This window comes from Aquabacterium sp., assembly GCF_029946005.1.
GTDB lineage: Bacteria > Pseudomonadota > Gammaproteobacteria > Burkholderiales > Burkholderiaceae_C > Aquabacterium.
Genome location: NZ_JAQSDR010000003.1, coordinates 36,359 through 62,454 on the forward strand (window position 1 = coordinate 36,359; position 26,096 = coordinate 62,454).

General features: G+C 65.8%; 15 protein-coding genes. 8 read left to right on the forward strand and 7 right to left on the reverse strand.

Translation table 11 applies throughout. From position 1 onward, the window contains the following. The first annotated feature begins 15 nt into the window (after positions 1 to 15). Genes PSV38_RS02370 through PSV38_RS02380 form a run of 3 tightly spaced genes read left to right on the forward strand, consistent with a single transcriptional unit; the run spans position 16 to position 2,113 of the window. Complete coding sequence (locus PSV38_RS02370) at positions 16 to 678, forward strand: response regulator transcription factor (protein WP_300544424.1); 663 nt, start codon at positions 16 to 18, stop codon at positions 676 to 678. After that, positions 675 to 1,250 (forward strand): Holliday junction branch migration protein RuvA, encoded by a 576-nt coding sequence (gene ruvA / locus PSV38_RS02375; RefSeq protein WP_300544427.1) that lies wholly within the window; start codon positions 675 to 677, stop codon positions 1,248 to 1,250. Before PSV38_RS02370 ends, ruvA begins: the two co-directional genes overlap by 4 nt. After that, a complete protein-coding gene (locus PSV38_RS02380) occupies positions 1,247 to 2,113 on the forward strand; it encodes a M14 family murein peptide amidase A (RefSeq protein WP_300544429.1) in 867 nt (288 codons plus the stop codon). The genes ruvA and PSV38_RS02380 overlap by 4 nt, the downstream gene beginning before the upstream one ends. 313 nt (positions 2,114 to 2,426) lie before the next feature. Here the strand turns inward: PSV38_RS02380 and PSV38_RS02385 are convergent, their stop codons facing one another. After that, positions 2,427 to 4,070 carry an ATP-binding protein gene (locus PSV38_RS02385; RefSeq protein ID WP_300544431.1) on the reverse strand — a complete coding sequence of 548 codons (1,644 nt, stop codon included), beginning with the start codon at positions 4,068 to 4,070 and terminating at the stop codon, positions 2,427 to 2,429. A 131-nt stretch (positions 4,071 to 4,201) separates the two neighbouring features. Here PSV38_RS02385 and PSV38_RS02390 point away from each other — a divergent pair, with 131 nt between their 5' ends. From PSV38_RS02390 to PSV38_RS02400, 3 genes are all read left to right on the forward strand, one after another. Further along, positions 4,202 to 4,687 carry a glutathione peroxidase gene (locus PSV38_RS02390; RefSeq protein WP_300544433.1) on the forward strand — a complete coding sequence of 162 codons (486 nt, stop codon included), beginning with the start codon at positions 4,202 to 4,204 and terminating at the stop codon, positions 4,685 to 4,687. Between the two features lie 38 nt (positions 4,688 to 4,725). Beyond that, a complete protein-coding gene (locus PSV38_RS02395) occupies positions 4,726 to 5,919 on the forward strand; it encodes an amino acid aminotransferase (protein ID WP_300544435.1) in 1,194 nt (397 codons plus the stop codon). Between the two features lie 121 nt (positions 5,920 to 6,040). After that, entirely contained in the window at positions 6,041 to 7,714 is a 1,674-nt protein-coding gene (locus tag PSV38_RS02400) for a long-chain-fatty-acid--CoA ligase (RefSeq protein WP_300544437.1), read from the forward strand. A gap of 9 nt (positions 7,715 to 7,723) precedes the next feature. On the opposite strand, the gene PSV38_RS02405 is transcribed toward PSV38_RS02400, so the two are convergent. From PSV38_RS02405 to otnI, 6 genes are all read right to left on the reverse strand, one after another. Beyond that, the gene (locus tag PSV38_RS02405) at positions 7,724 to 9,865 is read right to left on the reverse strand and encodes an ATP-binding protein (RefSeq protein WP_300544439.1); all 2,142 of its coding nucleotides are present in this window, start codon (positions 9,863 to 9,865) and stop codon (positions 7,724 to 7,726) included. Position 9,866: 1 nt separating this feature from the next. Beyond that, the gene (locus PSV38_RS02410; protein ID WP_300544441.1) at positions 9,867 to 11,078 is read right to left on the reverse strand and encodes an ABC transporter substrate-binding protein; all 1,212 of its coding nucleotides are present in this window, start codon (positions 11,076 to 11,078) and stop codon (positions 9,867 to 9,869) included. 14 nt (positions 11,079 to 11,092) lie between these two features. Next, the gene (locus tag PSV38_RS02415; protein WP_300544444.1) at positions 11,093 to 12,739 is read right to left on the reverse strand and encodes a carboxylesterase family protein; all 1,647 of its coding nucleotides are present in this window, start codon (positions 12,737 to 12,739) and stop codon (positions 11,093 to 11,095) included. 73 nt (positions 12,740 to 12,812) lie between these two features. Continuing rightward, positions 12,813 to 13,373, reverse strand: a complete 561-nt coding sequence (locus PSV38_RS02420; protein WP_300544446.1) for a YaeQ family protein — start codon at positions 13,371 to 13,373, stop codon at positions 12,813 to 12,815. A gap of 13 nt (positions 13,374 to 13,386) precedes the next feature. After that, positions 13,387 to 14,262 carry an alpha/beta hydrolase gene (locus PSV38_RS02425; protein WP_300544449.1) on the reverse strand — a complete coding sequence of 292 codons (876 nt, stop codon included), beginning with the start codon at positions 14,260 to 14,262 and terminating at the stop codon, positions 13,387 to 13,389. Continuing rightward, complete coding sequence (gene otnI / locus PSV38_RS02430; RefSeq protein ID WP_300544452.1) at positions 14,259 to 15,107, reverse strand: 2-oxo-tetronate isomerase; 849 nt, start codon at positions 15,105 to 15,107, stop codon at positions 14,259 to 14,261. The genes PSV38_RS02425 and otnI overlap by 4 nt, the downstream gene beginning before the upstream one ends. A 136-nt stretch (positions 15,108 to 15,243) precedes the next feature. On the opposite strand from otnI, the gene PSV38_RS02435 reads away from it, so the two are divergent. Next, entirely contained in the window at positions 15,244 to 16,977 is a 1,734-nt protein-coding gene (locus tag PSV38_RS02435) for a ShlB/FhaC/HecB family hemolysin secretion/activation protein (protein WP_300544454.1), read from the forward strand. 13 nt (positions 16,978 to 16,990) lie between these two features. After that, positions 16,991 to 26,035 (forward strand): filamentous hemagglutinin N-terminal domain-containing protein, encoded by a 9,045-nt coding sequence (locus PSV38_RS02440; protein WP_300544456.1) that lies wholly within the window; start codon positions 16,991 to 16,993, stop codon positions 26,033 to 26,035. Positions 26,036 to 26,096: the final 61 nt, after the last annotated feature.

The following is a 26,096-nucleotide window of genomic DNA, read 5'->3' on the forward strand; positions in this document are numbered from 1 at the left end:
TGTGAGGCCTCGGCCATGAAGCAGATTTTGTTGCTCGAAGATCTTCCTGAAATCCGCGCCTGGCTGAAAACGCTGGCGCTTCAGGTGTTTCCGGGTGCTCACATCAGTGAGAGTGCACGGGTTCATGATGCCCTGGAACTGGTCAACGCCGTGCGCTTTGACGTGGCCCTGTGCGACTTGGGTTTGCCGGATGGCTCCGGCGTTGAAGTGGTGCAGGCCCTGCGCGAAAAGCAGCCCGATGTGCAGTCGGTCGTGGTCACCATCCACGACGACGACGAGCATTTGTTCCCCGCCCTGCAGGCCGGCGCTTTCGGCTACCTGCTGAAAGAGCAATCGCGCGAACAACTGGCCGAGCAGTTGCACCGCATCAGCCAGGGCGAACCGCCGCTGTCGCCGTCCATCGCCCGCCGCGTGATCAAGTACTTCACCGCGCAGGCCCACCACCAGCACATCTCGCAGGCTGACTCGGTGACGCCGCACGTGCAACTGACCGACCGCGAAAACGAAGTGCTGCTGCGCGTTGCCAAGGGCTTCACCCTGCCCGAGATCGGTGTGCAGCTGAACCTGTCGCGCCACACCATTGCCGACTACGTCAAGCAGATCTACCGCAAGCTGAACGTGTCTTCGCGTGCCGAAGCGGCTTTGGAAGCGCAACGATTGGGCTTGTTCCGCCGATGATTTCCCGCCTGACTGGGCTTCTCGCCGAGAAAGCCCCACCCCACGTGCTGGTGGATTGCAACGGCGTGGGGTACGAAGTGCAGGTGCCCATGAGCACCTTCTACAACCTGCCCGAACTGGGCGCCCGCGTGACCTTGCTGACCCAGTTCGTGGTGCGCGAAGATGCCCAGCTGCTGTATGGGTTTTTGACCGCGGGCGAGCGTGCCTCCTTCCGCGAGTTGACCAAGATCAGTGGCGTGGGGCCCCGCATCGCTTTGGCCTTGCTGTCGGGCCTGAGCACCGACGAGCTGGCGCAGGCCGTGGCGGCCCAAGATGCGGCCCGCCTGGTCAAGGTGCCCGGCATTGGCAAGAAAACGGCCGAACGCCTGTTGCTGGAGCTGAAAGGCAAGCTGGCCCCCGCCCTGTCAGCGCCAGGCTTTTCCATGGTCAGCGCCGCGCAGTCGGACATCCTGCAGGCCTTGCTGGCCCTGGGGTACACCGACAAGGAAGCGCAGGCCACGCTCAAGCAATTGCCCGCCGATGTCTCCGTCAGCGATGGCATCAAACTGGCCCTGAAGAACCTCGCCCGATGAATTTTCGTTCCTCACTGGTGTCGATGTGGGTGATGTGGGCCGTGGCGCTTGGCGCACACGCCGCCCCCAACAAGGCCGCCGCACCGGCCCAGCCCATGGCGCTGATTCAGACACCCCAAGCCTTCTGCCAGCAGGTCGCTGGCCGCCTGCCGAATGTGCCGATGGCTTTGTGTGCGCAGGCGCAGTTGCAGACCAATGGCGCCAAGTCGGTCCAGGGTCATGCCTTGATGCAGCGCGACGTGATCTCGCCCAATGCCCACTTGCGCGTGCTGGTGATTGGTGGCGTGCATGGCGATGAGCTGTCGTCCACCTCGCTGGTGCTGCACTGGATCCGCGCTTCCACGGAGACACCGTCCAATATCCACTGGCGTTTCGTGCCCTTGATGAACCCGGACGGCATGCTGCTGGCTCGCCCCAAGCGCACCAATGCCCGTGGTGTGGATCTGAACCGCAACTTCCCCACGCCCAACTGGGACAAGGAGGCGCCTCAGTACTGGAGCAAGCGGACCAAGAACGATCCGCGTCGTTACCCGGGGCCCAAGCCCTTGTCCGAGCCTGAGTCGAAATGGTTGTTCGATGAGATGGAGCGCTGGAAGCCTGACCTGATCGTGTCGGTGCACGCGCCTTATGGCGTGCTGGACTTTGACGGGCCCACCTCGCCACCGCAGAAGCTGGGGCGCTTGTACCTGGACCAAGTGGGGATCTTTCCGGGCAGCTTGGGCAACTATGGTGGGGTGCACAAGAAGATGCCGGTGGTGACCATCGAATTGCCGAGCGCCATTCGCACGCCGCAAGAGGCGGAGATTCGGCAGATGTGGCTGGATTTGCTGCGTTGGACGGCGGAGCGGCTGGGGGCGAATTAGTGGCGTGCGTCGGGTGGCTTGATTGGCCTGGCAGCGCGGGGCGGGGATGAGTCGGAGTCGGGCGGGTATCCGGCGGGGCGCCTGGTTGGTGCTGAGAAGCGGAGGGCCGAGGTGGGCGCGCGACAGCGCGCGTCAACATCTGACCGGCCGTGGTTGTTTGAACGAAGCGGATGAAATCCGCGCAGTGAGTTCCACGGCCCCACCTTGGCGCGAGCATCGCAAGGCAGTCCCGCTAACAGCGGGACCACCAACCTGAAGCCCTGACGGATACCCGCCCAGCCCTCGCCCCGCGCTAACCGTCAAGCGCGCAAATTCAGGAGTTCAACGGTGGCGCCGCCTGCGTGCTTGGCAGAGCCGCCAAAATCGTCAACAGCCGGTTGATCTGCAAAGGTTTCACCAGATACTGGTTAAACCCAGCCTGCAACGCCCGCGCAATGTGATCAGGCAAAGCGTCCCCACTCAAGGCAATCAAAGGCAGCTTCTTGAACGCCGCCTTGGCCCGCAACTGGCGGCACAAGTCCAAACCGCTGCCATCCGGCAAGTTGATGTCGACCAAGGCCACATCCGGCTGCATGGATTCGATGCAAGCCAGTCCATCGGCGGCCGTGTCAGCCGACAGCAAGCGCACCTGCGGATACGTGGCGAACAGGGCCTCGACCAGACTGCGGTTCAGAGCGTTGTCCTCGATGTGCACCACGCGCAAAGGCGGCAGCATCACCAAAGGCTCGGAGGGGCGGGCGCTGGTGGGCGTGGTGGTGTGGGTGCGCTCGGCCAGTGGCAGCTTCAGGCCGAACACGCTGCCTTCGCCCAAGGTGCTGTGCACCTCGATGCGGCCGTGCATCAGCGCGGCCATGCGCTGCGCGACCGCCAGGCCCAGGCCGTGGCCCTCGGAGCTGTCGGCTTCGGTGGCGCGGTCCAGTCGGGTGAAGGGGTGGAACAGCTTGGGCAGGTCGCTTTGGTCAATGCCGGCGCCCTGGTCACGCACTTCAACAATGCCCATGCGCTCTTCGGCCACTTCACGGGCGCGCAACCACACGGTCGAGCCGGCGGGGCTGACGCGGATGGCGTTGTTCAGCAGTTGCACCAGGATGTCTTTGGTGGGCTGGGGGTCGGCCCAGACGGTGTGCGGCGCGCAATCAACCACCACGGTCACGTTGTGTTTGCGGGCCAGCGCTTCTTGGGCAGCGCAGACCTCACGCAGCAGACCCGTCATGGCCAGGCGCTGGGGCCGCAGGGTGACCGAGGGCTCGTCCAGGCGGGCGAACTCGAGGGCCTGGTCCAGAAGGCTCAACAACTGTTGGCCGGCTGTGCGGATGTGGCCCAACTGGCGCTGCAGGGATTCGGGCATGCCCGTTTGGTCCTGCATGTCCAGCAACTGCGAAAAGCCCATGATGGCGTTCAGGGGCGAGCGCATGCTGTGCCCCATGCGGGCCAGGAAATCGGCCTTGGCCACCAAGGTGAGCTCAGCCTGCAGGCGGCGCGTGTGTTCGGCCTCGCCACGGCGCTGGGCGCTGACGTCGCGCATCAACTCGATGTAGCGGGTGACCTGGCCGTCGGCGTCGGGCAGGGGGTGCACGGTGCGCGCCACCCAGAAAGGCTCGCCATCCTTGCGGTGGTGGCAGATTTCGAGGTTTTCAACGGCGTGGCCCTGGGCCAGCGTCTGGTTGATGCGGGTGATCAGGGCCGCCTCGGTGTGCGGGCCGCTGAGCAACTCTTCGGGCTGCTGGTCCAGGCTTTCCGACAAGGAAAAGCCGGTCAGCCTTGAAAAGCTGGGATTGACCCACCGTATGCAACGCTGTGCATCGCAGATCATCACCGCGTCACTGACCCGGTCGGCCAGCAAGGCCAGTTCCTGGTTGGTGGCTTGCGCGCGCTGCAAGGCGGCTTGGACTTGTCTCATGGGCAGGCCTTGCTCAGTCGCGACTGGCAGGTCGGCCTCAATGGTGTTTTGGGGCATGGCGTTTTCCTCTCGGCACCGTGGGTGCGGATACTCACCTGTCTCTGGCGAGCAAAGGGATACAGCTAGGAACTCATGATGTCAGAATGGACGCTTCATGTGTAGGTACTTTGAGAAAGTTCTTGGCCATCATGACCCAATCCATCTACGAATTTGAGGCGCTTTCCACGGACGGCGTTCCCGTGAAGTTGGAGCAGTATCGCGGCCGCGTGCTGCTGATTGTGAACACTGCCAGCAAGTGTGGTTTTACGCCACAGTTTGAAGGGCTGGAACAGCTGTGGAAAGACCACGCAGACCAAGGTTTGACGGTGCTGGGTTTTCCGTGCAACCAGTTCGGCGGACAAGACCCTGGCGCCAACACTGAGATTGCTTCGTTCTGCCAGCTGAACTACGGCGTGAGCTTTCCGGTGATGGCCAAGATCGACGTCAACGGGGCCGAGGCCCATCCGCTGTACCAGTGGCTGACGCGCGAGGCGCCCGGCATCCTGGGCACTAAGTCCATCAAGTGGAATTTCACCAAGTTCCTGGTGAACCGCGACGGCGTGGTGCTGGGCCGCTACGCCCCCACCGACACCCCCAAGAGCCTGCGCGACGACATTGAAAAAGCACTCGCTTGATTGAGTGAATGATTGACTGACGAAAGATCCTCGACACCATGTTCCAACACGTTGACGCCTACCCGGGCGACCCCATCCTCACGCTGAACGAGGACTTCCAGAAAGACCCACGCGCCGACAAGATCAACCTCAGCATCGGCATCTACTTTGACGATGCTGGCAAGCTGCCCGTGATGGCTGCGGTGCGCGAAGCTGAAAGCGCCATGTTGGCCACCGTGGGCCCCAAGCCCTACTTGCCGATGGTGGGCGCCAGCAACTACCGCGAGGCCGTGCAACACCTGCTGTTCGGCGCCGACCATGAGGCTGTCAAAAGCGGCCGGATCGCCACCTTGCAGACGATTGGCGGCTCAGGCGGTTTGAAGGTGGGCGGCGATTTCCTGAAACGCTATTTTCCGGATTCGCAAGTGTGGGTGAGCGACCCGACCTGGGACAACCACCGCGCCATGTTCGAGGGCGCGGGCTTCAAGGTCAACACCTACCCGTATTACGACGCGGCCACGGGCGGCTTGAACTTCGAGGGCCTGTTGGCCACGATCAGCGACCTGCCCGCCCACAGCATCGTGCTGATGCACGCCTGCTGCCACAACCCCACCGGCGTGGACCTGAGCACCGCGCAATGGGCGCAGTTGATCCCGGTGTTGAAAAGCCGCCAGCTGCTGCCCTACCTGGACATCGCCTACCAAGGCTTTGGCGACGGCATTGACGAAGACGCGCACGCGATCCGCGCCCTGGCCGATGCGGGCGTGAGCTTCTTCGTGGCCAACTCGTTTTCCAAGAGCTTCTCGCTGTACGGCGAACGCGTGGGCGGCCTGAGCGTGGCCTGCCCCGACAAAGCGCAGGCCGAGCGTGTGCTGGGCCAGTTGATGTCGGCGGTGCGCCGCAACTATTCCAGCCCACCAACGCTTGGCAGCCAGATCGTGGCGCGTGTGCTGCAAACGCCCGCTTTGCGCCAGGTGTGGTCGGACGAGCTGGGTGCCATGCGCACCCGCATCCAGGCCATGCGCCAGCGTTTGCACGCTGGCCTGGTGACGCGCTTGCCGGGCCGCGATTTCCAGTACTTTCTGGACCAGCGCGGCATGTTCAGCTACACCGGCCTGAGCGCCCAGCAGGCCGACACCCTGCGCGAAGTGCACGGGGTTTACGTGCTGCGGTCCGGCCGCATGTGCGTGGCCGGTTTGAACGCCGACAACGTTGACCGCGTGGCCGAGGCCATGGCCGCCGTGCTGGCTTGAGATGTCCTAAAAAATTGGCTTAAGGGGGCCGTTTGATTGGGGGCATCCCCTGAGTCGGGGGGTGGAAGTTCCGTAGAAGAATGTGGCCACAACGAAAAGTCACGAGGAACCTTCCGCCGCCATGGACAAAATCTGGCTCAGGCACTACCCCACCGGGGTGCCACACGAGATCGACCCCTCCGTGTACCACTCACTGGTGGAGTTGATGGACGAGGGCTTCGCCGCCCACCGCGACAAGTCGGCCTACAAGTTCATGGGCCGGACCTGGACCTTCGACCAGATCGACCGGGCCTCGCAGGCCTTCGCTGCTTATTTGCAGGGCCTGGACTTGCCCGCTGGTGCGCGCGTGGCGGTGATGATGCCCAATGTGCCGCAGTACCCGGTGGTGGTCACGGCCATCCTGCGGGCCGGTTTCGTGGTGGTCAATGTCAACCCGCTGTACACGCCGCGCGAGCTGGAGCACCAGCTCAAGGACTCGGGCAGCCAGGCCATCGTCATCGTCGAGAACTTCGCCGCCACCTTGCAGGCGGTGATCGCGCAGACGCCGGTCAAGCACGTGGTGCTGGCCAGCATGGGCGACCTGCTGGGGCCGCTCAAGGGCACGCTGGTGAACCACGTGGTGCGCCGGGTGCGAAAGCTGGTGCCGAGGTTTTCCTTGCCCGGGGCAGTGCGCTTCAACGCGGCCTTGGCGAAGGGGCGTGATCGCGCTTACCAGCCCGCCCGGCCCGGCCCGGACGACATCGCGGTGCTGCAGTACACCGGCGGCACCACGGGGGTCAGCAAGGGCGCGATGCTGATGCACCGCAACATCATCGCCAACCTGCTGCAGTCCGAAGCCTGGAACGCGCCGATGTGGAAGCAGTTGCCCGAAGGCGAGCAACTCACCACGGTGTGCGCCTTGCCGCTGTACCACATCTTCGGTTTCACGGTGAGCATGATGGTGGGCCTGCGCCTGGGCGTCTGCAACATCCTGATCCCCAATCCTCGCGACCTGGCTGCCACCTTGAAGGAGCTGGCCAAGCACCGCTTTCACAGCTTCCCGGCAGTCAACACGCTGTTTGGGGCACTGGCCCGCCACCCCGATTTTCACAAGGTTGACTGGAGCCACCTGCGCTTGTCGGTGGGCGGCGGCATGGCGGTGCAGCAGGCCACGGCCAAGCTGTGGAAGGACAAGACCGGTTGTGCGGTGTTCGAAGGCTACGGACTGTCCGAGACCTCGCCTTCGGTGACCTGCAACCCAGTGACCAACACGACTTACTCCGGCACCATTGGCCTGCCCCTGCCATCGACCGAGGTGTGCGTGCTGGACGATGAGGGGCACGAGGTGCCGCTGGGCCAGCCGGGCGAGTTGGCGGTGCGCGGTCCGCAGGTGATGGCGGGCTACTGGCAACGGCCTGACGAAACCGCCCAGGTGATGACGGCCCAGGGTTTTTTCCGCACCGGCGACATCGCCACCATTGATGAACGCGGCTACGTCAAGATCGTCGATCGCAAGAAGGACATGATCCTGGTGTCGGGTTTCAACGTCTACCCCAACGAGGTGGAAGACGTGGTCACGCAGATGCCGGGCATTGTGGAATGCGCCGCGGTGGGCATCCCGGACGAGCATTCGGGCGAGGCCGTGAAACTGGTCATCGTGCGCCAGAACCTGGCTGTGACCGAGCAGCAAGTGCGTGACTACTGCGCCCAGCACCTGACCGGCTACAAGCGGCCCAAGGTGGTGGACTTTCGATCGGAGTTGCCCAAAACTGCGGTGGGAAAGATTTTGCGGCGGGCCTTGCGAGAGGCTGCTTGAGCGGCGGTTTCAGGGTTGGCGGGCGTGGGCCCAGTCGCCCAGCAGGCGCTGCAAGGCGTCGCAGTCCGCCGGTTTGACCAGGTGGTGGTCAAAGCTGGCTTCGGCTGATTTTTGTCGATCCGACACTTGGCCATAGCCAGTGAGCGCAATGAGCAGGGCATCCTCGCCCGATGGCAGGGTTCGCAGCCTGCGCGCCAGCTCGGTGCCGGCCATGCCTGGCAGGCCGATGTCCAGGATGAAGGCGTCAAAGGACGAGGTGCGGGCCAGGGCCAGCGCCGAGGGACCATCGTGGCTGACCTCCACGCTGTGCCCATCGAGCGAGAGCACCTGGGCCAGGCTGTGCGCAGCGTCCACGTTGTCGTCGACCACCAGGATGCGCAGCTTGCCAACGGTGGTGGCAGCCACCGGCATCGCTGTGGGCGCGATGGCTTGCGATGCAGCCAGCCGTGGCAGGCGAACGGTGAAGACGGCGCCTTGGCCCATGCCTGGGCTGGCGGCGGCCACGGTGCCACCATGCAGGGCCACCAGGTGCTTGACCAAAGCCAGGCCCAGCCCCAGGCCGCCTTCGCGTCGATCCGACGCCCGCTTGCCTTGCGTGAACAAATCGAAAATTTCGGGCATCAGGTCGGGGGCAATGCCGACGCCGTTGTCCTGTACCTTGATCACGGCTTCGGTGGGGCTGGCGGTCACTTCCACCCAAACCTGGCCGCCTGGCTTGGTGTAATTGGCGGCGTTTGCCAGCAAGTTGCTGAGGACCTGGATCAGCCTGGCGCGGTCGGCCATCACCGTGATGGGTTCAGGCGCCACCGTCACGGTCAGGTGGTGTTGCCGGGCCTCCATCAAGGGCCTCACTTGTTCGACCGCGCCAGAGATGATTTCCGCCAACTCGAGTTCAGTGTTCTCCAGCGTGACCATGCCCCGGGTGACCCGTGACACGTCCAGCAGGTCGTTGATGATCTTGGTCATGTGGCCGACTTGTCGGCTGATCATCTCGCAGGTGCGCAGCACGCGGGGATCGGTGTCGGGGATGCGGCGCAGCAACTCGGCCCCGGCACGGATGGGCGACAAGGGGTTGCGCAACTCATGGCCCAGCATGGCCAGGAAGTTGTCTTTGTTGCGGTCGGCCGCTTGAAGCACTTCGGTGAGGGCCGTGAGCTTCTCGCGCTCGCGCAGCAGGTCGGCGTGTTGCTCGTGAAGTCGGTCCAGCATGTCGTTGATGGACTGGGCCAGGCTGGCCACTTCGTGGCTGCCGCCCTCGGGCGCGCGTTCGGTTCTCAATCCGCTGCCAAACAGCTGGCGGGAAAATGCTTCCAGGCGCTGGAGGTCGAGGGTGAGCAGTCGGGCCAGCAACATGCCGACCAGCACCACGGCACTGAACAAGGTCAGGGAAATCAGCCAGATGTGCAGGTAGGGCACTTGCAGCTTCATGCCGACATCGGGGCCTGACAGCTGGCTATGGAGCCGAAGGCGCAAAGGCTCGAACACCTTGGGGCTCGGCACCAGCGTGTCCGGGGTGTCGTCCTTGGGGTGGGGCTGGTCGGTCCCCCATGCCAGGCTCATGCCGGGTCCCGCTTTGATGTGGCTCAGGTCCACCTTGTAGAACACCGCACCTTCGGGCGAGCTGGTGCGCGGGTACACCAGTGGTTCGATGGCGACCAGCTCGTTGCCCTGGGGCGAGGTAAAGACCCGTGCCACGGCCTGCCCGGTTTCCAGGTGGCCTCGCAGCCAGGCCAGCTGTTCCGGTGAAAAGCGGGCGCCCGAGTTGCTGGCAATTTCGTTGCCCTGGAAATCCGTGAACATCACTTGCACACGGATGCCGTTGATCTGGCGGATGCTGTCCAGGAACGGCCCCAGGTAGGTCTCCCGGCCGATGCTGTCAACCAAACCTGTGGCCAGGATGGTGCTGGCGGCAATCTCGGTCATGCGGCTGGCCAAGGCGTTCAAGTCCGCGCCAACGGTGGCGGCTCGGAATTGCCTTTCGTTGGCGGTCAGGGCCTTCAAGGCCTGGTCGTGTTGTTCGTTGATCAGCCACCAGGAGGCCAAGGTGGTGACCACCAACGCGACCGCGGCCAGCGCGGCCGCCACCAGGGCGAACCGGTGCGCCAGGCGGCTTGGAAACCAGCGTGTCCACCGACTGCCCAAAAGTTTCATCTCACTGGTCAGACGGGACAATCACGCCAGCATCGGTGAACCGAGCCATGCGCAGTTCGTTGGTCCCCAATGCCTCGTGCCGACTGGGGGTGAAGGGCGGTGCATAGCGCTTGACCAGGCCTTCGTGCACCTGCACCTTCTCAAGGGCGTCACGGATGGCCGTCCGGTCGGTGCTGCCGGCCAGGGCGATCGCCTTGGCCAAGATGTGGGTCATGTCATAGGCGTGGGCGGTGCCCACCGGGCTTTCGATGTCTTCGATCCGCTGAATGCCGAACTTGGCTGCGGTGGCCATGAACTTGGCCAGCGCGGGCTTGTTGGCCTGGAAGAAGCTGAAAGTTTGAATCACGTTGAAGTCGACCACCTTGAGCGAGGCGCCCGCCTGTTGGAAGAATTTGCCGCCGGTGATGCCCCAGTGGCTGTAAATCGGCACGCGCTTGTCGGCAGGCAGGGCGGCGATCTCATTGACCAGCACGGCGGCCTCGTCGTCATTGGCCACCAGCAGGATCGCTTGGGCTTGGGCGGCCTGCAGCTTGAGGTATTGGTCGATCAGGCTGCGTTCCAGCCAGTTGTACCAGGCTGTGCCGACCACCTTGGGTGAGGCGTGCTTGCCAACGTATTTTTCAACGGCCGCCAGGTTGCTGCGGCCCCACGAGGTGTTGGTGAGCAGCAGCCCGACGCGCTCAAGCTTGCGCTCGCGGATCTTGTCCAGCATGAATGGCATGGCCAGGCTGTCGCGCAAGGACAGGCGAAACGCGTAGTTGGGCGTGCTGCCGTTGTCGACGATGGCATCGGCGGCCGACCACACCGCCAGGAAGGGCACCTTGGCGGCCTTCAGGGTGGGCAACTCTTCGATCACGACGGGGCTGAATCGCCCACCGAACACGGCCACCAGGTCGGGCAAGGCGGCCAGTTCGGTGATGTTGCGGATGCCCCGAGCCGGGATGGAGCGGTGGTCTTTGGTGACGATTTGCAGAGGGCGCCCGCCCAACACGCCGCCTTGTGCGTTGATTTGGTCGACGGCGATCCGAACGCCCAGTTCAACGGCCTGGGCCGAAGTGCTGTTGAGCAGCCCGAACTCGGCATCGATGCCCAGTAGCACGGGTTTGGGATCGGTGGCCAGTGCCGACCAAGGCGTGGCCAGCCAGGCGAGTGCTGAGCCTTGAAGAAGCCTTCTGCGGGACGCGCAGGTCGGGGGCGGTTCTTTGGATGGCATGGCGCGGTCCTTGGTCAGAGGTGAGGTTGGGGCAGGGGCACGGTGTCCCAGAACGGACACTGTGCATCGGCATCGCCCGCCCGCACTTCAGGGCCGGCGTCCAGCCAGAGGAAGCGGTCACCCGGCCCGGCGGGCGGCCAGGCCAGGCTGCCCGCGTGAGGCAGGTGGCCGGTGCGGGCCAGTCGGGCCCACCTGGGCACCAGGGCTTGCTGCAAGGCCAGGTCCGATGCGTTGGGCTGGTAGGCGCCTTGCCAGGCGAAGAAGAACACGTGCTCGATGGTGTGCACGGACTCCAGGGCGCTCAGTGCGGGGTCGTTCTTAAGCCCGTGTGCGAACAGGTAACGGTAAACCGGCGCTGTCTGATGGCGTGACAGCAAGCGTGCCACCCGCCAACTCTGGCAGGTGAACAGCGCGTCGGTCGTCAGCTGGACCATGGCTCGCCGTGGTGAGGGGTAGCTGGTTACGGGGTAGGCCGCGAGGATGCGCTGGGTGGCGCCTTCACCGAACACGCGCCCAATGGCCGCTTCATAGGACACCACGTCGGTGATGGGCCCCACGGAATCGACGAACTGCAGGGTCTCTTGCGCATTGCTGCCAATGATCACGGGCATGGCCGCGTGGTCGCCGCGCTCGATGACCCTGGCGGGCTGGTCAGGGAAGACGTGCCCATCCACATTCGGCCCGTACAAGCGGGGCAGCACGCCAAAGGTGCCGGGCACGGCCCGGACCACCTCGGCCGCGCTCTTGCTGCGCAGGCAGGCCGACGTGGCGCTGGCGCTGCAACCCAGTTCTTGCGCCACGCGGGCGCCCGTGCCTTGTTGCGCTTGCGCCAGCGTGGGCAGCTCGCACCCGGTTGGCACGCTGGATTGCATGGCCGCGCGTTGGAAGAGGCCCTTGGCCGATGGCGCGGTCAGGAGGGCACAGATGTTGCCGCCGCCCGCCGAGGTGCCGAACACCATGACCCGGCGCGGATCACCGCCGAACGCGGCGATGTTGTCTTGCACCCAGCGCAGCATGGCGATTTGGTCCAGGCTGCCGTAGTTGCCTGAGATGCCCCGCGATTGCTCTGCGCTCAGGGCAGGATGGGCCAGAAAACCCAGCGCGCCGAGCCGGTAATTGAAGCTGACGTACACCACGCCTTCGGCGTTCAGCTTTTCGCCGTTGTACTGCACGCCACCGAAGCCAGCCGTGCCCTGGCCGGAAAAGGCATGGTTGCCGCCCCCGGTGAAAAACACCATCACCGGCTTGGGTTGGCGCGGGGCCGCCTTGGGCTTCCACACATTGAGGGTCAGGCAGTTTTCATCGCCCACCACCTCGTTGCCCACCAACTGAGGGCACACCGGACCGAACTGCGATCCGTCACGCAGCCCTGCCCAGCGCGTGGGGGCCGCCGGTGCCTGCCAGCGCAGCGCTCCCACCGGGGCCTGGGCATAGGGGATGCCCTTGAAGGCCACGGTGTCGTGCTCCACGACCCCTTTGACGGTGCCTTGCCCAGTGCAGGCCACCAGCTCGTCTTGCGCATTGCAGCGTGGGGAGTGGTCGGATCGACCCACGGCCTGGGCGTGCGAGGCGACGAAGGCGCCAGCGAGAAACACAGTGGCAAACCGCAAGCTTGCCTTGGCGAGGAGGGGGCCTGTGCTGATGTGAGGGTCAGTGGACATGGTTCTCTGCCTGGTTGATGGCTTGGCCGCTTTTAAGGGATTGCGGACATTAGGTTATATCAAGATGCAGGGTTCATTCTGGTGGCCCCATCAGCTTGATGGGCGTGACTTCGACCGTCTCCTGGCCATCGTTGACCCAGATGGTGCCGTCTTGCACGGTGATCTGCAATTGCATCGTGCGTTGCGCCAACTTGGCCAGGGCCTGGCTCTGCTCGGAAGGCACCTGCCATACCGTCAGGTTGCGCGCGCGGGTCAGTTTGGTGGCGATGCCGTCCCACCACACCTTGGTGCTGCTTTGGAACACCCACAGGCTGACCTGGTGGGCGCGGCCGCTGGCCTTCATCAGGCGCTTGTCGTCGGGCTGGCCCACGTCCACCCAGTGCAGGATCTCGCCCGAGTAGTTCTTTTGCCACAGCGCGGGCTCGTCGGTGTCCCACATGTCCTTGGCCAGCTCGATGGTGCCTTCCTGCGTGTTGGCGGGCCAGCCCAGTGCTAACGCCAGCACGCGGATCATCATGCGTTCGTCGGCCTCGGAGGGGTGGCGCGCGATCGTCAGGGCGGGGTCGGCGTAGACGTTGCGGTCCATGTTGGCCAGCTGCAGCTGGGCCTTGTAGATGGTGGCTTTGATCGCCATGGGGATGTTCTCTTTATTGGGGTTCGGGTTCGAAGGTGTCAAGCCAGCGGGCCAGGTCGGCGAAGACCTGCGCCTGGTCGGGCTCGTGGAAGATTTCGTGGGCCATGCGCGGGTAGGCGTGCGTGGTGACCACGGCATGCGGTGCGGCGGCGGCAAAGCGCGCGCTGCCGGCGGGGCGCACGCAACGGTCGGCGCCCGCGTAGATCAGCAGGGTGGGCGTGGTCCAGTGTGCGGCGCGCTGCAGGGTGTGCTCGGCGGCGTCGACGATGAAGTGGCTCAAGCGGCCGGTGGCGCGGTCGTGCACCAGCGGGTCGGCGATGTAGGCCTTGACGATGGCCGGGTCGCTGCACACCCACTCGGGCTTGAGGCCGTTGGGCACGGCCAGGTTGGGTGTGAGCTTGCCAAAGGTGGCCAGCAGGGTTTTCTGGAACCAGCTCAGGCCGGGGTCGAGGGCGGGGGATGACATGACCAGCAGATCCACCGGGCGGGCCCAGGGGGCGGCTTCAGGCGGATGGGCTTGGGCGGCCACGAAGCGGCCGACGACCAGGCCGCCCAGGCTGTGGCCGATCAGCAGCAGGCGCTGCCCGGGGTAGGTGGCGCGCACGGTGTCCAGCACCGAGGCCAGGTCGTAGAGCAGGTCATCGCCGTGGGCGAGGCGGCCCTGGGCGCCGGGTGATCGGCCGTGGCCACGGTGGTCATAGCCCACCCCGGCCCAGCCCCAGTTGTTCAGGTGGTGGGCCACGTGCTCGTAGCGGCCGGCGTGTTCGCCCAGGCCGTGCACCAGCAGGGCGACGCCGCGCGGCTCGACCTTGTCGGGCAGAGGCCAGTGGCGGGTGGCCAGGGCCAGGCCGTCGCGGGTGGTGATGGTGGCGGGGATCTTGGGGATCATCGGGTGCCTTTTTCTTCGGGTGCCAGGGCGGTGGCGGCGTGCAGCCAGTTCAGTCCGGCGGAGGTGCCGCCCGGGCCGCTTTGGCGTGGGCGGTATTCGCAGCCGATCCAGCCTGGCCATTGCAGCGCGCGCAATTCGGCAAAGACGTGAGGGTAGTGCAGTTCGCCCGCGTCGGGTTCGCCCCGGTCGGGCACGGCGGCGACCTGCAGGTGGCCGACCCGGCCGGTGGGCAGGGCCTGGCGCAACTGCGTGCTGATGTCGCCCTCCACGATCTGGCAGTGGTACAGGTCGAGTTGCACCTGCAGGTGGGGCGAGTTGATGCGCTGGACCAAGGCGTGGGCTTCAAGCTGGCGGTTGAGCAGGTAGCCGGGCATGTCGCGCGGGTTGATGGGTTCTATCAGGAGAGTGCGGCCGGCCAGGCGGGCCTGTTCGGCGGCCCAGGCCAGGCGTTGTTCGTAAATCGCCAGGGCGCGCGTCCGATCTTGGTCGGGGGCGGCGCCCGAACACAGGCCGGCCATCACGTGGACGCGGGGACAGTCCAGGCGCTGGGCCAGGGCCAGCGCGGCCAGCACGCTGGATTGGAAGTCGGATTCGCGCCCCTCCAGGCAGGCCAGACCGCGTTCGCCTGCGGCCCAATCGCCTGGGGCGGCGTTGAAAAGGACCAGTTCAAGGCCCAGATTGCGCAGGCGGGCCCGGATCTCGCTTTCAGGGTGTTCGTGCGGGAACAAGCACTCTACGCCACGAAAACCGTCGTCGGCAGCGGCCTGGAACCGGTCCAGAAAGGGGCGGTCAGGGTAAAGCCATGACAGGTTCGCCGCGAATTTCAAGGGAGATGTGGGGTTCACGTTGGGTGTCCTACCCCCCAGGGCTTAGGGAGTGCGTAAACGGGTGGCGACGGTTATAACCTGCCGTTGGGTGGGATCCGGGGCGCCCGTTGAGGGTGGCCAGCATGGCCCGTACACATTTTGAAGGATCTCAACTGTGCGTTTGCCGAGCGTTTTATCCCGGGGCCTGGCCCTGGTGTTGTGTGTTTCACCTCTGGCAGCCTGGTCCCAGGCCGCGCCCGTTGAGCCTGCGCCTGGGGTGATCCCCTCGGCTCAGCAACTCCAGCAAGTTCGTGAAACCACCCTGTCGCCCGTTGAAAGCGCCGCCGAGGTGCCCGCCCCCGCCCCCGTGCCCAAAGAGCTGGGCAAGCCCGTGGATGACATCACCCTGGACGTGGCGGCCTACGAGGTCGATGGCCTGAACGAGGTGCCGCGCGATGTGCTGGCCAAGCTGACAGCGCCCTACGCGGGCAAGGCGCGCAGTTACGAAGACATGGTGGACGCGGCCGCTGCAGTGTCGCGCTACATGCAGCGCGAGCTGGGGTATTACCTGGGCCATGCCTACCTGCCGGAGCAATCGCCCAAGGATGGGGTGGTGCGCATTGCCGTGATGGAGGGGCGCCTGGACCAGGTGTTGCTGCAGTGGCCCGACAAGATGATCGTGCAGCGCGAGGTGGTCGAGCGCTACCTGGCGCGGCTGAAGCCCGGCGAGATCCTGCGCGTGCGCGATGTCGAGCGGGTGGTGTTCATGGTCAATGACCTGCAGGGCATCCGCGCCCGGTTCGAGGTCAGGGCCGGGCGACATCCGGGCACCGCCTCCTTGGTGGTGTCGCCGCAAAGCGAGGCCCGTTTCTCGGGCAAGGCCGAGTTTGACAGCCATGGTTCGCGCTATTCAGGCACCGGGCGGCTCAATGTGGTGGGCACTTTTGCCAGCCCGCTGGGGCGTGGCGACGGCCTGGTGCTCAACGCCATGACCACGGTCACCGGCGGCATGGGCTTTGGCCTGGTCAGCTATGTGCTGCCCTTGGGCTCGGACGGTTTGAAGTTGGGCGCGTCGGCCTCCAAGGTGCGCTATGAGCTCGACAAGGAAGCGTTCCCGGTGGGGCTGAATGGTGATGCCTCGGCGGCCAATGTGTTCGGCCTTTACCCCTTGGTGCGTTCGCGCAACCTGAACGTGTTCGCGCTGGCCAGCTTTGAGCACAAGGAGTTCGAGGACCGCCGCGAGATCGGCCTGAACACGCGCAAGCGCAGCGACGACTTGCAGGTGGGCGTGGTGGGCGACTTCCGCGACAACATGCTGACGGGCGGCGTCAACACCTACGAGCTGAGCGTGCTGCAGGGGGATCTGACCTACCAGCAGGGCTTCGTGCCCAGCGACACGCCCCAGCGCTACCAGAAGGTGACGGCCGGCTACTCGCGCCTGCAGAATCTGGTGAGCAACCGCCTGTTGCTGTACGTGCGCTACAAGGGCCAGCGCTCGTTGCAGAACCTGGACACGACCGAGCGCTTCAGCCTGGGTGGCCCGAGCGGCGTGCGGGCCTTTGCCCCGGGCGAGGCCACGGGCGACGAAGGTGACCTGTTCACCGCCGAGCTGCGATTTTTGCCCTTTGAATCCTGGTTTGGCCGCGCTTCGCGCGAGATGGTGTTCAGTGCCTTCTACGACGTGGGCCACGCCACTTTCCGCCACGATCCCAGCCTGCCTTCGCTCAACGCCTTGCCGGGCGCGCCCAACACGGCCACGCTCAGCGGCGCTGGCGTTGGGGCGATTTGGGACCGATCGCAATCGTTCGCCCTGCGCCTGAACCTGGCCTGGCCGCTCAATGGTGAAGGCACCAGCGATCCGGCCAAGAAGACACCCCGCGCCTATGCGGTGATGACCAAGTATTTCTGAGCGAGAGACGACCATGAAACGCAGCACCTTGACCCACGCCCGTCGCCTCGCTCAAAGGGGGTGTTTTGCCTTGCGGCCTTTGTCCGCGGCGGCCGCCTTGCTCATCTTGTCGGAAGGGGCCATGGCCCAGACGGCGGCTTTGCCTTCGACCGGCAAGGTGATTTACGGTGATGTGACCACCACGCAGCCCAACGCCAACACGCTCAACATCCACCAGGGCAGCGACAAGGCCTACGTTCAGTACGACAGCTTCTCGATCGGTTTGGGCAACAAGGTGGTCATCCAGCAACCGACGACTACCTCGACCTTCCTGGGGCAGGTCACCGGCTACGACGCCAGTTTCATCATGGGGCAGTTGCAGGCCAATGGCCGGGTGTTCTTGATCAACCCCAACGGCATCGTGTTTGGTGAGCATGCGCGCGTGGACGTGGGCAGTTTGCTGGCCACCACCATGAGCTTGTCGCTGGGCGACTTTTTGAACAACCGCATTCTGCTGACCTCCAACCCCACCGATGGGCGCGGCGATCTGGCGGGCGTGGTGCGCAATGACGGCACCATCACCGCCAAGGATGGTTTCGTGGTGCTGGCCGGCCGCGAGGTCATCAACACCGGGCAGATCCTGGCCGAGAACGGCCGAGTGGGCCTGGCCGCCGCCAGCAAGCTGCTGGTCGATGTGGAAGGCGATGGCTTGCTGTTCTTCGAAGTCGAAGGCAAGGACGCTGGCGCGCGCCTGGCGCAACTCGGCCGCATCGAGGCCAATGGTGGCTCGGTGGAAATGATGGCCGCCGCGCGCGGCCAGTTCGCTGACACCGTGCTCAACATGAGCGGTGTGGTGCAAGCGCGCAGCCTGGGCATGAAGCAAGGCCGCGTGGTCATCGATGGTGGCGACAGCGGCGTCACGTCGGTCACCGGCCAGGTAGACGTGTCGGGCCTGCAAGCCGGTGAGCGGGGTGGTTCGGTCAGCATCCTGGGCGATCGCGTGGGCCTGTTCGAGCACGCCAGCATCAACGCTTCGGGCGCGGCCGGTGGCGGTGATGTCAAGCTGGGTGGCGACTTCCACGGACAGGGCACCGCCCGCCGTGCCAGCCAGACCCTGGTGGGCCGCGATGTGAGCATCAAAGCCGATGCCACGGTGCAGGGCGATGGCGGCCAGGTGGTCGCTTGGGCCGATGGCGACACGCGCTTCCTGGGCAGCATTTCTGCACGTGGCGGTGCGCTGGGTGGCAATGGTGGTCAGGCCGAGGTCTCGGGCCGCGAAACGCTGGACTACCGTGGCCAGACCGATCTGCGCGGTGGCGCTGGCGGCGCCAAAGGCACCTTGCTGCTGGACCCGAGGAACATCGAGATCGTGGCCGCGGGCCCCGACATCGGCGGTGACGCCGGTGGCCTGGACCTGACGGCGGCCTCTTTCAGCGCCAACGCGGGTGGTGCTGGCAGCGTCAGCAAGATCACCGCCGGGGCCGTGGTCGCGCAACTTGACCTGGCCAATGTGCACTTGAGCGCCGACAAGGCCATCACCGTGTCCTCGGCCGTCGATGCCTCGGCCAACGCGGGTGACTTCGGCCTGCAGTTGACGGCGGGCGACCAGATCATCCTGAAGGCGGATGTGATCACCCGCAATGGCCTGACCCTGGATGGCACGCTGTCCAGTGGCGGCATCAACTTGACCGGCGCGCTGGCGCCCGTCACGCTGAACGCGGGCGCGGGCAAGCTGTCGCTGGGGGCGGCGGTGAACGGCGTGGCGCAGGGCCTGACCCTGGCCAGCACCAACACGGCGGCGGATGCCATCAAGACCACGGGCACGGTCACCAACGTGGCGGCCTTGAACGTGCAAGGCAAGTCGACCCTGGGCGGCAACGTCACCACCATCGGTGACCAAACCTACACCGGCACGACCACGCTGGCCGGCAACACGCAACTGGACGCGGCCGCGTCCAAGGTGTCGCTGGCCTTGGTCGATGGCGGAGGGCACAACCTCACCGTGCTGACCACCAGCGCGGCGGCCGATGCCATCTCGACCAGTGGCACCGTCAGCAACACGGCGGTGCTGAGCGTGCAGGGCAAGGCCACGCTGGGCGGCAACGTCACCACCACGGGCAACCAGACCTACACCGGCCCGGTGGCCTTGGCGGCCAACGCGCAACTGGACGCGGGCGCCGCGAAGGTGTCCCTGACCTCGGTCGATGGTGGCACGCACGACCTGACGGTCATCAGCAGCAACGCGGCGGCCGATGCCATCAAGACCACGGGTGCCATCACCAACACGGCGGCACTGAGCGTGCAAGGCAAGTCCACCTTGGGCGCAGACGTCACCACCACTGGCAACCAGACTTACACCGGCACCACCACCTTGGGTGCCAACGCGCAGTTGGACGCGGGCGCGGGCAAGGTTGCTTTGGCGGCGGTCGATGGCGGCACGCACAACCTGACGGTGTTCAGCAGCAACGTAGCGGCCGATGCGATCAAGACCACCGGCGCCATCACCAACACGGCGGTGCTGAGCGTGCAAGGCAAGTCCACTTTGGGGGCAGACGTCACCACCACCGGCAACCAGACTTACACGGGTACCACCACGCTGGGCGCGAACGCGCAGTTGAACGCAGGCGCGGCCAAGCTTGCCTTGGCGGCGGTCGATGGCGGCACGAACAACCTGACGCTGGTCAGCAGCAACGCGGCGGCCGATGCAGTCAAGACCACGGGTGCCATCACCAACACGGCGGCGCTGAGCGTGCAAGGCAAGGTCACGCTGGGTGGGGATGTCACCACCACGGGCGGCCAAACTTACGACAGCGCCGTCACTTTGGCCGCCCCGGTCACCCTCAAGGGCGACAGCCTGAGCTTGACCAGCCTGGCCGCCGGCATCAACGACGTCGGCCTGCGGGCCGACACCATCACCTTGACCGGCGCCGCCACCGGCACGGCCAATGCCATCTTCGAGCCCCTGTCCGACACCGGCAGCATCAGCGTGGCAGGCGGCCTGCCCGTGGCTGCCAACACCCTGCAACTGAGCCAGGCCCTGCTCGATAAGTTCAGCACCTACCAAAGCATCGTGGTGGGCAGCGCCGCCAATGCCTACACCATCGGCTTTGGCGACTTCGTGTTGCCGACCAAAACCGTGGTCCGCAGTGCCAGCGGCGCGGTCACCTTCGCCAAGCTGGATGGCGCCTTTGCGCTTGAGGCGCAGACCACCGGCACCATCAGCTTGAACGACCTGATCGGCGGCACCAACGCCCTGAGCAGTGTGGACCTGAACGGCCCCGTCACGGTCAGCACCAGTCTGGTCAAAACGTCTGGCAATCAAACCTACAGTGGCGCGGTCACGCTGGCGGCCACCACTTCCCTGGAGGCCGGTGCGGGCAAAGTCTCGCTGACCAGCGTGGATGGCGGCGGCGCGCATGACCTCACGCTCAAGAGCGCGAATGCCGCGGCCGATGCGGTCAAGACCACCGGCACCATCAGCAATGTCCGTGCACTCGATGTGCAGGGCAAGGTCACGCTGGGCGGCGACGTCACCAGCACGGGCAACCAGACTTACGGCGACACCACCACCTTGGCGTCCAACGTGACGCTGGACGCCGGTGCCGCCAAGGTGAGCCTGGCCGGTGTGGCCGGTGCCACGCACGACCTGACGGTCAAGAGCAGCAATGCGGCGGCCGACGCGATCAAGACCACCGCCGCGATCGGTGGCGTGGGCGCCTTGGGCCTGCAGGGCAAGACCACCTTGGGTGCCAATGTCGTCACCACGGGGGCGCAGGACTACACCGGCCCGGTCACCCTGGGTGGCGCGGTGACGGTGAACAGCAATGGCGCCAACGTGCGCTTCCGCGACACGGTCGATGGCGCGCAAGCGCTGACGGCCAATGCGGGCGCCGGCAATGCGCGCTTCGACGGTGCCGTCGGTGGCGACACCGCGCTCACCAGCCTGGGCGTGACCGCCGCGTCGGTCGACCTCAATGGCGGCGCCATGACCACCAGTGGCGCGCAAACCTACACCACGCCCACGGTCACCCTGGGCGCCAACACCACCTTCACCACCAGCAACCTGCAGGCCACCGGCAACCTCAATGCCGGGGCGCACAACCTGTCGGTGTTTGCCGATGCTTTGGGCGTGGCGGGCAACATCCTTAGCACTGGCGCGGGCAACGCCAGCATTGCCGGGCGCCTGGCCTCGACCTCCATTGGCCTGGCTGGCGGCGCCGGTGACCTGCAGGTCACGGGCGCCTTGCTGGGCAAGTTCGCCAGCTTTGGCAGCGTCACCGTGGGCCGCACCGATGGCACCGCCAACATCACCTTCGGCAACATGACGGGCGGCACGGCCCTGAACCGCAGCCTCAACGTGCGCAACGGCTCGGGCGACATCGTGTTCGGCCAGGTCGACACCACGGTCGACGGGTTCTTCAACCTCGACGCGGCCACGACCACGGGCACCGTTCGCTTGAATGGCGACGTCGGGGGCATCAGCCGCTTGAACAGCCTGACGCTGGGCGGCCCCACCCGCATCGCCGCATCCAACATCTTCACCGGCGGTTTCCAGCGCTACAACGGCGCGGTCACCCTGGCCTCCGATGTGAACATGAACGCCACCACCGCCACCTTTGGCAGCACGGTGAATGGCGCGCACCACCTCACGGTCACCCTGCCCAGCAGCAGCTTCTCTTACTACGCCTATTTCATCGGCGCGGTGGGCGGCACCACGCCCCTGGCCAGCTTGACCGTGAACGGCAACACCTACGTTGAAGACAACGTGATCACCTCGGGCGCGCAGTACTACGGTGCGTCCGCCATTCTGTTGGACGACGCCACCTTCACCGGCACCGCCTTGACCTTCAACACCAACCTGGCCGCCGGGGCGAACGACCTCGGCCTGCTCACGGATGCCTTGTTCATTGGCGGCACCTTGTCGGGCTCGGGCGCCGCGCAGATCGCGCCGTACACGGTGGGCCGCGACATCGTGGTGTCCGGCACGGGTTCGGGCGGCGAGTTGGTGGTGGACGCCTCCACCTTCAGCCAGTTCTCCAGCTTCTCCAGCCTCACGGTCGGCCGGGCCGATGGCACAGGCACCATCACGCTGGGGTCGAGTGGGGCTTTGGGCTCCACCGCCTTGCTGACCGACCTGACCCTGCTCAGCGGCACGGGCGACATCACCGTGCTGTCGGCCATCAACGGCGCGCACAGCCTGGCGCTGAACACTGGCGGCACGACCAGGATCAACGCGAGCCTGTCGGGGCTGACGGCCGTGTCCACCAACGCGGGCGGCACCACGCGCATTGGCGCCAGCGTGGACACCAACGGCGACACCATCGGTGGCACGCAAACCTATGGTGACGCGGTGACGCTGGACAACAGCGCCAACCTGACGTCTACCGCAGTGGCTTTCGATGACACCGTCAACGGGGCCTCGGCGGGTGGCCAGGCCTTGACCGTCAATGGCAACGCGCGCTTTGGCCAGGCGGTGGGTGCCAGCCAGGCCTTGAACTCGGTCAGGGTGACCGGCACCACCCAGTTTGACCATGGCGGCGCCAGCAGCACCGGTTCCCAGGTTTACGTGGGGGCGGTGACTTTGGGTGATGTCAGCAACTTCAACGCCAGCGGCGCCTTTGTGCGCTTTGAAAATACCGTCACCGGGCCGCATGCCCTGACCACCAACACGGCCACCGGCACGGTGTTCTTCAACGCCGTCAACGTGGCGTCGGTCAATGTGGGGTCGGGCCTGTCTTACCTGTATGGCGGCAGCGTGACCACCACCGGCACGCAAACCTACGCGGCCAATTCGCTGCTGGGCGCCAACAACACGCTCACGGGCACCAACATCGCCTTTGGCGGCACAGTGGATGGCGGCCAGACCCTGGCCATCAACGCCTCGGGCACGACCACCCTCGGGGGCGCCGTGGGCGCCACCACCGCCCTGACCAGCTTGAGCACATCGGGCGTCACCAACCTCAATGGCGCCAGCATCCGAACCACCGGCGCACAAAGCTACGGTGGCGCGGTCACCCTGGGCGCCAACACCACGGTCACCGCCAACACGGTCGATTTCAACGGCACGGTCAATGGCGCACGCACCCTGTTGGTCAACGACAGCGGCACCACCACCTTCCATGGCAATGTGGGCGGCACCGCGGCCCTGACCAGCCTGGCCACCACCGCAGGCGGCAGCACGGTCTTGCCCGCGCAAGTGACCACCTCGGGCGCGCAGGTCTATGGCGACCCAGTCACGCTGTCGGCCAACACCGCCTTGAGCGCCAACAGCGTCAGCATGGCCAACCTGATCGGCGCCAGCCACACCCTGGCAATCGCCACGCCGGGCCTGGTCGATTTCAACGGCACCATCACCGGCGTGACCGGCCTGGACAAGACCGGCACCGGCACCGTGCGCTTCATCGGCGCCAATGGCCTGACCACCACCGGCGCACAAAGCTATGGCGGCAATGTCCAGGTGCTCAGTGGCGATGCGGTCTTCGATGGTTCATCCCTGGACTTCGCGGGCGACATCACCGGCGCCAACAACCTGAGCCTGACCTCCGACGTCATCAACGTGGCCGGGGCCTTGACCGGCTCGGGCGCGGGCACCTTCACCATCGCGCCCAAGAGCGTGGGCACCACCATCGGCTTGAGCGGTGGCGCGGGCGCCCTGCAGGTGAACCTGAACACCGTCTCGGGCTTCACGCAGCGCGTGATCGGCCGCACCGACGGCACGGGCACGGTCAACGTGGGCGCGTCCACCCTGAGCGCCAACACAACGGTGCAAAGCGGCACGGGCGCCATCAACTTTGGCGCACTCGATGGCGCGCAGGCTTTGACGGTCAACACCGCAGGCGTGACCAGCTTCAATGGCAACGTCACCGGCCTGACCACCTTGAGCACCGACGCGGCGGGCAGCACGCACTTCAATGGCAGCAGCGCCAGCGCGACCACGGCCTTGAGCTTTGGCGATGCCGTGGTGTATGGCGGCGACGTCAGCTTCACCGCCCCATCGATCACGCTGGGCGGCGGTGCCAGTGGCGGCGCCAACCTCACCCTGGCCACCAACACCTTGAGCCTGGGCGGCGACCTGTCGGGCAGTGGCGAGCTGACCCTGCAACCCACGGCCGCGGGCACCGCCATCGGCCTGGCTGGTGGCGTGGGTACCTTGCAGATCACGCAGGCCACCTTGAACCGAGTCACCGGCTTCACCTCGCAGACCATTGGCCGCACCGACGGCACCGGCGCCATCAACGCCAACGCGATGACCCTGGCCCGCAACACCCAAGTGCAAAGCGCCTCGGGCAACGTGACGTTCAACAGCACCGTGGATGGTGCGCGGGCCCTGACGGTCAACACCACCGGCACCACCGCCTTCAACGGTGATGTGGGCGGCACCACCGCCCTGGCCAGCCTGAGCACCAACGCGGGCGGCAGCACCGCCATCAATGCCAGCCAGGTGCGCGCCACCGGTGCGCTGCACTTCGGCGATGCCGTCACCTACACGGGCAACACCACCTTCAGCAGCGACACGCAGCAGTTCGATGGCGGTGTCACCGGTGGCGCCAACCTGACCCTGGTGGCCAACACGCTGACCTCGGGCGGGCCGATCTCCGGCTCGGGCATCCTGAACATCCTGCCCTTGACCGCCACCACGATCGGCCTGGCCGGCGCGGGTGGTGGGGGCGACCTCTTGATCAGCCAGGCCCTGCTGGACCAGACCAGTGGCTTCACCCAGCTCGTGATCGGCGCCAGCACCGGCACGGTGGACATCCAGTCCGGCGCCTTGACCCTGGGCGTGGACACCACGCTGCAAAGTGGCACCGGCCAGATCCACTTGCAGTCCACCGTGGATGGGGCCCATGCCTTGACCGTTAACACGGCGGGCCTGACGCGCTTCCAGGGCAATGTGGGTTCGACCACGGCCTTGGCCAGCCTGACCACCGATGCCCCCGGCACCACGCAGATCGACGCCAGCGCCATGCGCACCAGTGGCGCGCAGACTTACAACGATCCGGTGGTGACCAGTGGCGTGCTGTCCCTGGTGGCGTCCACCGTTACCCTGCACACCGTCGGCAACCTGCGGCTGGGCCTGGTCAACCTGGGCCTGGGTGGCGACATCAGCACCGACGGTGTGTTGACCCTGGAAGACTCGCTCAACCTGGGTGGCGGCGTGCTGACCCTGCAGGCGGGCGGGGGCCCTGGCGGTGGTATCGCGTTCAACGACAGCGAGTTGAGCGGCCGCCCCGGCCTGATCACCGGCAACCTGTTGGTGAACGAGGCCGCTGCCGCCATCCTGCAGACCAACGGCACGATCACCACGGCCGCCGGCTCCACGCTGGACCTGCAAGCCGTGAACCGTGGCTCCATCCGGATCGACCACACCACCAACGAGATCGCGGGCAACCTGAAAGCCGTCAGCGGCCCGGAGGGCGACACCAACACCGGGCGCTTCAGCGGCTCGGGCACCTTGCCGCTGAGCTTTGTGCGGGTGGATGCCAACCAGATCAACTCGGCGGGCATCGAGGCTGATGCGGTCAAGCTCACCGCCAACAGCTTGACGACCAACGCCGGCACCAAGATCCGTGCGCGCCTGCCTTACATCAATGCCCAGGGCATTGAAAGCTCGGTGCCGGCGCTGACCCTGGTGCTGAAGCAGCCCACTGTGATCAACCAGTTCGGCACGCCGGCCACCACCAGCTGGATCCAGGTGGACGTGGGCGACAGCTTCGGGGGTTACCTGACCGTGCGACCCAAGGGCGCGGGCGCGGGATCGTCGGCTGTTTACCTGGGGGGTTCGGAGGGCAGCGTGCCTTTCTACGATGGCACCAGCAAATCCAGCGAAATCCAGGTGTACTACAACGGCCGCGTGCCTTCCACCCCGCAGGAAGTGGGGGCCTTGAGCGCGGTGACCGCCGTGATCGAAGAATCGCGCCGGGCCCGTTTCGACGAAGCCGTGCGCACCGAAAACGTGTCGTCCCGGCTGCGCACGGGCGTGATCGCCGAAGTGGGCGCGGGCCGCCCGGCCACCGAAGGCTCCGAGTCCATCCGCATGCCCGCCACCTGCACCCCAACCGCCACCTTGGGTTGCCAATGATTGATGAACACGGCAGCGCGCCAATAGCATACAGTTTGAAGTTCGACCACCTCCGAGCCCG